Here is an 11,682-nt window from a genome sequence, read left to right as displayed (position 1 = left end):
AACTCAGGATCAGAATTTGTCGTCGTCAGGCGTCAGGCGCACCGCAGTGCTGCGGTGCTCAACGCAAGGCTAGAAACCGGTTGCCCACACCTGCTTCACCGGAAACGTTCGGCTTCACGGGCAAGTTCGGTCAACCGTTCACACAACTGTGCGAGTTCCGAACTTTCGGCTCCCTCGGCAACAGCAGTCGCCACATCTTCGGCGGCGCAGCGAACCTCGAACATCCGATCCACCAGTTCGACGGCCTCGACGGCGGTCAAGATGACGGCGTCAGCCGGGATCGACGTGCCCTTGACGGCATTGCGCTGCTCGTACGCGCGCTGGCGACAAGACTGGCTGCAGTACCGGCGACGACGACCCACTCCCGTCACCGCGACCTCGCGGCCGCACCACACACACGGGTTTCCGGAACGCGCAGTCTGCGGTGATCCGACGCGTGTGCTCTCAGCCATGAGTCGACACTGTACTCGAGATTCGGACGCCTTCGATGAACGCGCGCGGTACCCGGTAAGATGGAGAGGTTGCGTCTTCTCGCCACACGGGAACCAATCGGGTGCTCGTGGCGTTGTAGATGAGTGTGAGCGTCTACTCCCCAAGTCAGGGCGCCCACCAGCGGTGACGAACGAAGAGAGGACACCACCATGGCAGATCGCGTACTTCGAGGTAGCCGTCTCGGAGCTGTGAGCTACGAGACCGACCGTGACCATGACCTCGCGCCCCGTCGTATGGCCAAGTACAAGTGCGAGAACGGCGAGATCTTCGACATCCCGTTCGCGGACGAAGCCGAGATCCCCGGCACCTGGTTGTGCCGCAACGGCCTCGAAGGCGCCCTCATGGAGGGAACTGCCCCCGAAGCCAAGAAGGTCAAGCCTCCCCGCACCCACTGGGACATGCTGCTCGAGCGTCGCTCGGTCGAGGAACTCGAAGAGCTCCTCAAAGAGCGTCTCGATTTGCTGAAGGCCAAGCGTCGCGGCGCATGAACTAGCACTTCGATCAAGACCGTCCGGTTCTACACCGGGCGGTCTTTCTCGTTCTACGGGGAGTGATCGTTCACAAGTCGACGTCATACTTCGGCCCTTCTTCGACGTGGCAACTTCAGGATGCTTCGCGGTCCTCAAAGACACTTCAGGGCAACGTCATTCAGCATCCAGGCGCACTCGCGAGCCGACAGTGCGCGAATTCGCGATTCGCGCTGGAGAACCATCGGCACTGCTTCGTGCACCAGTGTGAGCTGTATCCCCCACCCCGCGACACACCAAACTTCGGTACCCCACTCACGCCGACTGGGGTGTGGGTAAATGACTTACGGTGCTGAACGGTACTTCCGCTACTTCGCGGTCACCGATCGATGCTCTGTGCCGCGGTTCCTTGGCGGAGGCGGGTGATTTCGTTGCGTGATTCGACGACCTGGGAGCTGTCGTCGCCCTTGCTGACAGCAAGGTCGCTGCACAGATCCAGCGCGGCACGAACGATATGTCGTCGTTGGCGACGTTCGGTGCGAGTGGGTGCGGCTTTCGCGTAAGTGCGTTGTTGTCGCCATCCGCCGGCGGCTGTCACCTCGGCGTCGGTCAGGACGCCGGACTCGATTTCCGGGGCGAGAATGTCACGGACGAAGTGGGATTCACGTGGGTGCGCCCAGACGAACGCGATCCACAAGGCAGTGAAAGCGAAGACGATGTCGCCGATCATGATGACGAACACGAGCGAACTGCTGCCGCCGGCGATCGCGAGCATCGAATCCCACACGCCGTGGATCAGGATGGGTGCCACGATCAACGCCAATCCGCGTCCGATCCGCCGGGGCTGGGCCGGGGTGCCGATCAGATAGATCACGCCGGCGCAGAAAAGGGCTGTAAAGAGGGGATGAGAGACGATGTCGGAGTAGGTGCGGGTGGCGATGGAACCGATCAGGCCGTCGGTTTGGTGGGCGCCGAAGCCCTGCGTCGCGCCGGCAATCGAGTACAGAAAGTCTTCGCTGGTCTGAAATCCCAAGCCGATGAAAGCGCCGAGGAGCAGTCCGTCGGTTGCGGTGCAAGCGCGAGGAGGACGACGATGCCGATGCCTTTGGCGGTTTCCTCCACGAACGGTGCAGAGAGGCCCGCATGCCAGTCCTGAGCCCATACCTGCCCGAAAATTTTCGTGTAGAGCGAGCCGACTGCTCCGTTCGCGGGTACCGCGATAGTGAACGTTGCTGCGGTGGCGCCCCAGATGAAGCCGGTGACCACTAGTCCTACGGGTTGGCGTTCGTAGCGGTCGATGTGCCGGAACCACCATGTCCAGACCGCGGCGCTGATGATGCCGACGATGCCGGCAACGAGGAGTGCGCGCCCGAAGTATCCGGCGAAGGGGGCGAACATCTGCCAGCCTTTGACGAGGCCGAATCCGCACATCCACAGGTATATCCAGAACACGACGTTGCGTGGTTGGAAGAAGTGAAATTTCTCGCCCCAGGCCGTCGTATCGAATGCGCGGGAGCGGGTTTCGAGGAGATCGCTGCTCACTTGGTTGCTCCCTCATGTGTGCCGATGGAGGCGATCATGTCGGTGATTTCTCGACTGCGGGCGGCGATCTGATCGGGTGGGCCGACTACCTGTACCCGAATTCCCTCGCCGTCGGCGACGAATGTGGTCACCGATCCGGCGGACCGCGGAGTGTCAAAGCTGACCTGGACGCCGCTCAGACCCCCGTCGGTGCTGATCGGCTGGCGTGTACCGGAGACCGCAAGCACGGAACTGCCGTTCGTCGCAAGACTCACGGCATCTGTTTGGGAGAGGAGCTCGTCGGCAGTTCCACTGAATGTGTCGGCGTCGACGCTCACGGTGACGGTGCCGCCGGTCAACGTCACACGTGGGAGCGAATCGGACGCGCCATATTGGTCGGTTCGGAAACCACTCTCGACATTCCAGCCCGCAGGTGCGGCGAAGGAGACCGTTTCGGTCACGGCCATTCGGTCTCCGGCGCCGGTTGGATCTTCGGAGGAGACAGCGGAATCGATGGCGGGCACGATCACGGTCCAGAGCATCCACACCCCCAAGATCGCGAGGGCGTGTGGGAAGACGCGTGTGTCGAGTCCGAGGAAGCGGTGATCCGCTGGTGGACGTCGTCCGTGTATGGGCTCGTGCTTGTGTGCAGTACTCGAAATAACGCTCAATTTCACTCGTTTCCATTGCACGGCAGGTGCACTGACTATCGCAGAAACGGACAAATTCCGTGCATCAGCCGGCACCTGCCGGTCATCGAGACGATCGTGCACCAAGTTCCCGTCGGCGCGAGATCACCGAGCGCTCCTAGTCGACGGTGAACCGTCGCATCGCCAGATGTCCGAACACGCCGACCAGAATCAACGTGACGCCTGCGGTCACGGAAACGGAGTCGGTCACCAACCCCGCGATGCCGGTCACGGCTACGAACACCGGCAAAAAGTCGAACAGCCTGAAAATCGACTGCGGTGGTTCGGTTTCGAGGCCCTGAGCCTGAGCGGCCTTGTTCGGCGCATACTCGGGGTACCACTCGGTGAAGGAGATCGCGAAGAAGGTTCCGAGCAACTGCAGAATCCATCCGGTCCAGAAGTTGTCTCCGTCGTGCAGCAGTGCGTCTCCGAACAAGCCCACTGCGGCCGACCATGTGAAGGCGAGCGCCCACACTGCGGTGATGACGTAGTTGATGCGCAGAAACAGTGGCGTCGTCCAATACTCTTCAGGCGTCGACTCTTTCGCGTACTGCAAAGTGAAAGGATTGCGGAGCAGGATCGATCCGAAGGCAAAGACCACCAGCGCGATGTTGGTCAGTTCGCCTCCCCAGAGTTCGAACCACCGAATCGTGGTCGCCGACGCGAGGAGGCCGATGGCCGCCAGAACGCCGAAGAACACGACGTCGAAGACCTCCAACAGCTTCACCGTGCCGCCGCGCCGGTGACTGGCCGCCAAGATCAGCAGCGACAACCCGAGCGCGGCGGCCGCGGATTCCTCGAACCTTCCCGGCCCGGAGAGCAAGGACAGCAGGATCCACGGTGACAGCCCCGCGAGCGGTGACTGCAGCACCGCGTCGACGACACTGGTCTTGCGAACTGCAGTCTGGGGCTCGGTCTTCTCAGGCTGGGCCTTGTCTGGCTCAGTCTTGTCTGGCTCGGTCACAGGAGGCCGCCTTTACGCAGGAACGGGTGGCACAGCGAGTACCCGCGTAGGCGCCCCTCGGAACATCGGCAGCCCGATATCCGTTGCTCGGGTCAGATTGCCGCAGCCTCCTCAGGTGATTGCTCGGCCCGATCTCGGCGCCGGGCTACCAGCGCCATGGCAATCGCACCGACCGCGATGATGCTGAGCACGATCTCCGGCGCCGGACCTACTCGGGTAGCGAGGGTGGAGCTGGTCGAGAGCGGCACCTTGGCCACAAGTGCCGCCGGCACGAACAGGTCGGTCTGCGACGTCACTGCCCCGTCGGGAGCGATGATGGCGCTGACACCACTGGTTGCGGCCACAACGACGGCACGGCCGTGCTCGACTGCCCGCACACGGGACATTGCCAGCTGCTGATACGTCATCTCGGTGTCCCCGAAGGTGGCGTTGTTGGTCGGTACTGCCAGCAGCTGCGCACCATTGCGCACCGATTCCTGGAACGCCCGGTCGAACGCAACCTCGTAACAAGTCGCGACGCCGATCGGTACACCCGCTGCGTGGACAACGCCGTTGCCCTCGCCGGGCACGAAATTGCCCGCACGATCGGCGTACGAGGAGAAGTTCCGGAAGAAGCTTCGGTATGGCAGGTATTCACCGAACGGCTGGATGATCTTCTTGTCGTGCTGTTCCTGAGGACCATCGGCGCCGTCCCACACGATCACTGAATTGGTGGTCGTCCGATCGGCATTCACGAGTACGGTGCCGACAAGAATCGGGGCTCCGATCGCTTCGGAGGCTCGGGTGATGTCGGCCGCGGCATCGGCGTTTCGCAGTGGGTCGATGTCCGAGGCATTTTCCGGCCAGATCACGACGTCAGGCTGATCGACGCGGCCCGCGTCCACCTCGGCTGCCAGTTTCACGGTTTCGGCGACGTGGTTGTCGAGGACCTGCTTGCGTTGCGAGTTGAAGTCCAAGCCCAACCGCGGAACGCTGCCCTGGATCGCGGCGACGGTGATCGTTCGGTCGCCGGAATCCATGGTGGCAAGAAACGGCGACACCACGAGAGCAACGATCACGGGCACGATGGCGGCGGCAACGGCTCCGAAGAATCCTCGGTCCCATCGTTTTGCCGCGACAGCGACGACGACTGCTGCCAAGCCGGTACCGGTCAGGGCCACCGCGAAGCTGAGCAGCGGCGCACCGCCGATACTCGCGAGTGGGAGGAGCCACCCTTCGGATTGACCGAATGCGAGCCTGCCCCAAGGAAATCCGCCGAAAGGGACGCTGGAACGAAGCCACTCGGTAAGCGTCCAGGTCGCGGCAATCCACAAAGGTGCCCAAGGCAACCTCGCCACCAGTACCGCCAGCAACCCGAACAGTCCGATGAACAACGACTCCACCGCGGCCAACGCGATCCACGGGACCGCGCCCACGAACACACCGATCCACGGAAGCAACGGCACCAGGAATCCGAGACCGGCCAGGTACCCGTAACCGAAGCCGGCACGAAGACGCAATCCGCCTCGACCGAAGTTCGTCAACACGCACGTCAGAAGAGCGATCCCGACTGGCGCCAGAAACCACAGCGGACGAGGTGGGAACCCGGCGAAGATCAAGAATCCGCCTGCGGCTGCGTACAGCGAACGTAGCCATGCCGAACCGGTGAGCACAGCGTTCACGCGGGAGCGATCGCTGCTGGGCGCCTCTGCGCCGCCCTCACTCACTCGTCGAGCCGCGCTGGTAGACGACGCGTCCGCGATGCACCGACTTGATGCAGACCGGAATCGGCGCATCTTCCGCCAGCCTGGGCAGCGCGGGTACTCGCGAGCGCGGATCGGTAGACCATCGCTGAACCGAATCGGCCGGTGCACTGACTTCGAGTTCGCCTGCCTCCCACAACACGTAGGAGGCGGGTGCACCCGGATTGAGCGTTCCCGCGGCGCCGTCCCGCACTCCGCCCGCGCGCCAGGCGCCGCGCGTTGCGGCGGAGAAGGCCGCACGCGGTGAGATTCCACTTCCGTCGGTGCGGTGCTGGACAGCGGCGCGCAGCATCGCCCACGGCTCGATGGGGGTGACCGGGGCATCGGAGCTGAATGCGAGCGAGACACCCTTACCGGCAGCAGGTGCAAACGGATTCAACGCTGCTGCGCGGTCGACTCCCAGGCGCGTGGCGTACAGACCGTCGGTACCGCCCCACAGTGCGTCGAACACCGGTTGGACGCTCGCGATGACACCCAAGGCCGCGAAGGTTTCCGCGTCGGCCATCGACATCATTTCCGCGTGCTCGAGGCGGTGACCCAACGCGGCGACCTTGGGGCCACCCAGTTCGTCGGCGACCTTGCGGAACGCGGCCGCTGCCGACGAGACGGCACCGTCGCCGATGGCATGGAAGCCGGCCTGGACACCCGCGAGGGTGCAGGCCCGGATGTGTGCGGCGATCGCGTCGACGTCGAGATAGGCGTTGCCCGTCGAATCAGGTTGGTCTGCATAGGGTTCGAGCAGCCACGCGGTATGCGAACCGAGCGAACCGTCGATGAAGAGATCCCCGCCGAGTCCGTCTGCTCCGGTTTTGTCGAGGAGTGCGCGAGCATCCTCTTCGGTGTCGACGCGCTCACCCCAGTAACCCCGAACCTCCACTCCGTGGTCGTGGGCCAGTAGTTCCTGGAAATCGGTCAGTCCCGAGATGTCCGGTCCGCCGCACTCGTGCACTGCGACGATCCCGCGGGAGGCGCACAGATCGAGCGCCGCGGTACGAGCAGACGCGCGCTGAGATTCGGTCAGCAGGTTCCGAGCCGCATTGCGCGCCAGGTGGTGTGCGTCGAAGGTCAGCGGGCCGTCGGCCGAGTATCCGGCAGTGTCGGCGAGGCCGGAGATCCCGTCGCGTAATGCGCTCGAGCACGCGGCCGAGTGAACGTCGATCCGCGAGAGATACACCTTGCGGCCAGGGGCAGCCGCGTCGAGATCCGCGGTCGAAGGCGGCGTCTGATCTGCCCACTCGGTGTCATCCCAACCATGTCCCCAGATGACTGCGTCGGGATGGGCAGTTTCGGGGTTTGCCGCTGCGAATGTTCGTACTCGCGAGAGGCATTCGTCCAGTGAGTTCGCGCCCACGAGATCCAGACCGACGAGATTGAGTCCCAATGCAGTGATATGGACGTGGGTGTCGACGAACCCGGGAGTGACAAACGCACCGCCCAGGTCTTCGATCTCCGCGGCGGGGTGCAACGCCCGTCCGGCGCGCTCGTCGCCGACCCACACGACGGTGCCGTCGGTGATGGCGATCGAGGTCGCGTCAGGTGCAAATGAACTGTAGATCCGGCCGTTGACCAGCAGACGAGTAGTCACGAGCACCCAGTCTGCCTGTTAGTACTGCGGCCCCCGCGAACGGGTGGGTGTATCCGTGTCCAGAATCTCACCCTCGAGGACCAGTTCCTTGCCGTTGCTTGCTACGTACTCGGTGGTTTCGGGTGTCTCGACGATGATCTCGCCGTCGATCACCTCGCCGTTTCCGCGCATGCGCGCCGCGTAGCCGACGGTTCCGGCGAAGGCGTCACCACCGGCGGCAAATGCTGCTGCGCGCTTGCCTGCCAGGAGCACCGCAAGCGGGCGGAGCGCCCACCGGGTCGGCGGAATCAGAAGCAGAAGGCCCAGAACGGAAGTCACGAGTCCGGGTACGAACATCAACGCGGAGCCCGCCGCGACCAAGGCGCCGTCGGCGACCGCCAGTGACGGCGATCCCTCACCCCTCGTTGCCTTGCGGAATCCGTCCATGACTCGTCGCCACTGCGAACGCATGAGGATCAATCCGACAAGCGAACCGGCGAGAAACAGCAGCACTGTCCAGGCGACACCGATGGCGTTGCCCACGATGACCAATGCGGCGATCTCGACGATCACGTAGAGGAGGAATACGGCGGCGATCATGACGTCCCCTTTCAGACGGTCTATCCGTTCAACGCTCGAGGGGCCGGATTTTCTCCCGACAACGACGCAGAGGTGCAAAACAGGCGAGTGCCGTGAGTCACACGGGCCTTCTCTCGCGCACGTGCGACTTGCCTGGCGTTAACTAACGCTCCGCTAACGATTCTAAACCTCAAGTTGACGTTGAGACTATTCGCATGGTCAAGTCACTTCGGGCCGCATTTCCCGGCCTCATGAAATGAAGGAGCCCGACATGAGCCGACTCCCCGGCAAGACACTCGCCCGACGCATTCCCGCTGCCATCGCCGGCACTGCCGCCGTCGTGGCACTCACCGCCGGCAGCACGATGATCAGCGCGGGAACCGCGGCCGCAGAACCGGTAGTACCCGAAGGAATTGCCGCGCTGATCGCGCAGGCCGCAGCCATCTCCCCCGAAGCCTCTGCTGCTGTTCAGCAGTTGATCGGCACGGCAGGCGCTGATCAGATCACGACCGCCCTCGATCTCCCGGACATCGGCGTCACCAAGCCGCAATCGTTCATGTACCCCGCACCGACAGTCGGGTGTGGCGTGGCCGGTGAACCTGTCACCGTCACCCTCAGCTCCGCACAGGCCGGTCCGAACTTCCCGTTGCCGCCGTGGGTCGAGGCCGACCATCTCCGGTTCCAGGCAATCCCGGGTTACGTCGGCATACCCAAGACCTCAGGGTTGAGTGTTGCCTGGATCAACGTCGGCACCTTCAAGGGTGGCATCGTCCCGTTGGACGAGAAGTTGCCCGTACTCGATACGCCGTTGCTCTCGAAGGTCGTCGACACCGGCGACGGCAAGGTGTTTGCCGCTCTGTTCGGCAATGTCGATTACGCAGACGGGAAGACCTGCATCGTGCTGCCAACAGTGGGCGCTTTTGATGCCTGAGCAGACCGAAACGCTCGCTGCCTGACAGGCGGCTGGCCTACGCGCCCGGAGTCACCAGTCCGGTCTCGTAGGCCAGCACCACCGCCTGCACACGATCACGCAGATCGAGTTTGGTCAGAATGCGTCCGACGTGCGACTTGATCGTCGATTCGGACAGGTACAGCTGCTGTGCGATCTCGATGTTCGACAGTCCCGTGGCCACGTGCCCGAGGACTTCGCGTTCGCGTTCGGTCAGGACGTCGAGAACCACCGGATCGCGTCGCGGCGCCGGACCGTCCACGATGAACCTCGACAGCAGACGACGTGTCACCTTCGGGGAAACAACCGCATCACCGGCCGCCACGCTGCGGATAGCCGACACGAGGTCCTCGGGCGGGGTGTCCTTGAGAAGAAACCCACTCGCTCCGGCACGCAGGGCGCCGAGCGCGTGTTCGTCCAGGTCGAACGTCGTCATCACCAGGACCCTGGATTCGATCCCGGAGGCAAGAATCTGCTCCGTCGCTTTCACCCCGTCGACAATCGGCATCCGCACATCCATCAACACGACGTCAGGCTTCAGCGCCACCGCCGCTGCGACCGCCGCGGCTCCGTCACCGGCCTCACCGATGACCGAGATGTCCTCATGTGCTTCGAGCACCATGTTCAGGCCCATCCGCATGAGTTCCTGGTCGTCGACTAGCAGCACGGTGATGGGCACGGCGTAAACCTATCGGGCCTGAGACGTCGGTGCCAATGCGATTGCGGCGAGCCGGTATCAATCGTGGATCTCGAGCGGCAACTCTGCGTACACACGCCAACTGCCGTCGGGGCGTCGTCCCGTCTCGAGTGTCCCGTGCAGTACCGCCACCCGCTCACGCATGCCGACCAGTCCGTTGCCCGAACCGTGAGCGAAGGTCGAGCTCGACGTTCCGTTGTCGACGACCTCGAGCAGTACCGCGGTCTCGGTGCGGCGCACGGTGACTCGGGCCTTCGGGTTCGCGCCGGCGTGGCGGAGGACATTGGTCAGTGATTCCTGAACGAGGCGATGAATGCCCAGGCTGACCGATGGACTGACGTCGTCGAGCTCGCCGGTCAGCTCTAGGCGCACGCCGAGACCGGCGGCACGCATCATCTCGACGACCTTGGCGATGCCGGCCGTTCCGTGTTGCGGCATCAAATCGCTACTGACCTCGGTGCGCAGAAGCGAGACGGTCCGGCGAAGCTCGGCAAGCGCATCACGTCCGGTGCTGGAGATATTGCCGAGCGCCTTCTTCGCCAACGCCGGATTGGAATCGACGGCGTACGAGGCGCCGTCCGCCTGAACGATCATCACGCTGACCGCGTGTGCGACGACGTCGTGGAGTTCGCGGGCGATCCGGGTTCTTTCCGTCGCCACCGCATCCTCGGCGCGGCGGTCCCGTTCGTATTCGGCCACTTCGAGTCTGGCGGCCACTTCCTCGTCGTAGGCACGTCGCGCGCTCAAGAACTCGGCGGTGATCCAGGCCAGCGCATAGAGCAGCGTCGCGATGATGATCGTCAGGATCACGTCTTGGCGGATGACGAGCAACGAGAAAGTCATGTCCAGGGCAAGGAAGCACGCGAATATCGCCCCGGTACGCCGATCGACGTACGCAACGAGTGTGTAGAGCGAAACTCCGAGCGCCAGCAGGCCTGGATGTTCCGCAGCCGGATCCCCGGTCGCCCACATCATCAGGGTCGCGAAGTACGACATCGACAATATGGACGCAGCGGACACACGCGGATATTTGCGACGCCACACGACGGGAAGGCAGATCAGAAATCCGACGACGAGCTGAGGCCACCGCTCCTCACGCGGCGAACTGACGAACGTGACTACCTCGAGCGCGAAGAACACGAGCGCCAGCGCGCTGTCCGCGATCATCGGCTTTCCTCGCAGCCACAGGCTGAACCTCCGCATGTGCTCAAGAGTGTCACAGCTGTGAAAGAGTCACCGCCGTGGATATTGCTGATTGGGGACTGCTGATGACGGCAGCAACGGCGGCGGGTTGGGTGGACGCCGTCGTCGGCGGCGGCGGATTGATTCTGTTGCCCGCGCTCTTTCTGGTCGCCCCGCAATTGACCCCGCAGGCCGCACTGGCCACCAACAAACTGACGGCATTCACCGGGACGAGTGCTGCGGTGTACACGTTCTCGCGTCGAATCCCGATGCAATGGCGGCAGATGGCGCCGGCAGCCGCCTTGGCAGCGGTGACGTCCGCGTGCGGGGCGGCGGCCGTTTCACTGATCGACAAGAAGTACTTCATTCCGATCGTGATGGTCGTACTCGTCGCTGTCGCCGTCTTCGTGACAATGCGGCCGACGCTGGGCACCACGATCGCCACTCATCGTCCGACGCAGCGCAAGACCGTCCTCGTCTTGCTGCTCTCCGCCGGACTCATCGGGCTTTACGACGGTCTGCTCGGACCCGGCACCGGCACTTTCCTCATCATCAGCTTCGCCACCTTCCTCGGAACCGAATTCGTTCGAAGCGCAGCCATGGCGAAGGTGATCAATCTCGGTTCCAATTTCGGCGCGCTCGCCTACTTCGCCGTCACCGGGCATGTCTGGTGGAGTTTGGGTTTGGCGATGGCGGTGTGCAACGTGCTCGGCGCGGTCATCGGTTCGCGGATGGCGCTGAGCAAGGGATCCGGATTCGTCCGGATCACGCTGTTGGTGGTCGTGATCGCCATGGTGATTCGCCTCGGATGGCAGCAGTTCGGTTGAGATCGGCGG

Annotated in this window: 13 protein-coding genes; 3 read left to right on the top strand and 10 right to left on the bottom strand. The window is 63.5% G+C overall.

The genetic code is table 11. From position 1 onward, the window contains the following. Positions 1-95: 95 nt before the first annotated feature. Positions 96-452, bottom strand: a complete 357-nt coding sequence (locus tag QM596_RS10195) for a hypothetical protein (protein WP_080657174.1) — start codon at positions 450-452, stop codon at positions 96-98. A 189-nt stretch (positions 453-641) separates the two neighbouring features. On the opposite strand from QM596_RS10195, the gene QM596_RS10190 reads away from it, so the two are divergent. Continuing rightward, positions 642-980 carry an RNA polymerase-binding protein RbpA gene (locus QM596_RS10190; protein WP_019748472.1) on the top strand — a complete coding sequence of 113 codons (339 nt, stop codon included), beginning with the start codon at positions 642-644 and terminating at the stop codon, positions 978-980. Between the two features lie 358 nt (positions 981-1,338). Here QM596_RS10190 and QM596_RS10185 read toward each other — a convergent pair whose 3' ends face one another. From QM596_RS10185 to QM596_RS10155, 7 genes are all read right to left on the bottom strand, one after another. Next, a complete protein-coding gene (locus QM596_RS10185) occupies positions 1,339-1,992 on the bottom strand; it encodes a PrsW family glutamic-type intramembrane protease (RefSeq protein ID WP_283308875.1) in 654 nt (217 codons plus the stop codon). Then, positions 1,908-2,501: a PrsW family glutamic-type intramembrane protease gene (locus QM596_RS10180; protein ID WP_283308874.1), complete on the bottom strand. Its 594-nt coding sequence runs from the start codon at positions 2,499-2,501 to the stop codon at positions 1,908-1,910. The genes QM596_RS10185 and QM596_RS10180 overlap by 85 nt, the downstream gene beginning before the upstream one ends. Continuing rightward, positions 2,498-3,157 (bottom strand): hypothetical protein, encoded by a 660-nt coding sequence (locus tag QM596_RS10175; RefSeq protein ID WP_283308872.1) that lies wholly within the window; start codon positions 3,155-3,157, stop codon positions 2,498-2,500. Before QM596_RS10175 ends, QM596_RS10180 begins: the two co-directional genes overlap by 4 nt. Before the next feature lie 130 nt (positions 3,158-3,287). Next, entirely contained in the window at positions 3,288-4,133 is an 846-nt protein-coding gene (locus tag QM596_RS10170) for a DUF3159 domain-containing protein (RefSeq protein ID WP_283308870.1), read from the bottom strand. Positions 4,134-4,225: 92 nt separating this feature from the next. Further along, complete coding sequence (gene lnt / locus QM596_RS10165) at positions 4,226-5,794, bottom strand: apolipoprotein N-acyltransferase (protein ID WP_256064607.1); 1,569 nt, start codon at positions 5,792-5,794, stop codon at positions 4,226-4,228. Between the two features lie 37 nt (positions 5,795-5,831). Beyond that, on the bottom strand, positions 5,832-7,466 hold the full coding sequence (locus tag QM596_RS10160) for an amidohydrolase (protein WP_020969641.1): 1,635 nt from the start codon (positions 7,464-7,466) through the stop codon (positions 5,832-5,834). A 12-nt stretch (positions 7,467-7,478) separates the two neighbouring features. Further along, the gene (locus QM596_RS10155) at positions 7,479-8,039 is read right to left on the bottom strand and encodes an FxsA family protein (protein ID WP_003944915.1); all 561 of its coding nucleotides are present in this window, start codon (positions 8,037-8,039) and stop codon (positions 7,479-7,481) included. A gap of 250 nt (positions 8,040-8,289) precedes the next feature. Here QM596_RS10155 and QM596_RS10150 point away from each other — a divergent pair, with 250 nt between their 5' ends. Beyond that, a complete protein-coding gene (locus QM596_RS10150; RefSeq protein WP_020969642.1) occupies positions 8,290-8,949 on the top strand; it encodes a hypothetical protein in 660 nt (219 codons plus the stop codon). A 37-nt stretch (positions 8,950-8,986) separates the two neighbouring features. Here QM596_RS10150 and QM596_RS10145 read toward each other — a convergent pair whose 3' ends face one another. Together QM596_RS10145 and QM596_RS10140 are read right to left on the bottom strand one after the other, a co-directional pair. Beyond that, positions 8,987-9,646 (bottom strand): response regulator, encoded by a 660-nt coding sequence (locus QM596_RS10145; RefSeq protein WP_003945024.1) that lies wholly within the window; start codon positions 9,644-9,646, stop codon positions 8,987-8,989. A gap of 57 nt (positions 9,647-9,703) precedes the next feature. After that, positions 9,704-10,867, bottom strand: a complete 1,164-nt coding sequence (locus QM596_RS10140) for a sensor histidine kinase (RefSeq protein WP_019748480.1) — start codon at positions 10,865-10,867, stop codon at positions 9,704-9,706. A gap of 38 nt (positions 10,868-10,905) precedes the next feature. On the opposite strand from QM596_RS10140, the gene QM596_RS10135 reads away from it, so the two are divergent. Beyond that, a complete protein-coding gene (locus QM596_RS10135) occupies positions 10,906-11,673 on the top strand; it encodes a TSUP family transporter (RefSeq protein WP_080910376.1) in 768 nt (255 codons plus the stop codon). Positions 11,674-11,682: the final 9 nt, after the last annotated feature.

The sequence above is a fragment of the Rhodococcus sp. IEGM 1406 genome (genome assembly GCF_030056745.1).
Taxonomy (GTDB): Bacteria; Actinomycetota; Actinomycetes; order Mycobacteriales; family Mycobacteriaceae; genus Rhodococcus_F; species Rhodococcus_F erythropolis.
The sequence above is the reverse complement of the archived record's forward strand: the minus strand, read 5'-3'. Positions and strand labels throughout refer to the sequence as shown.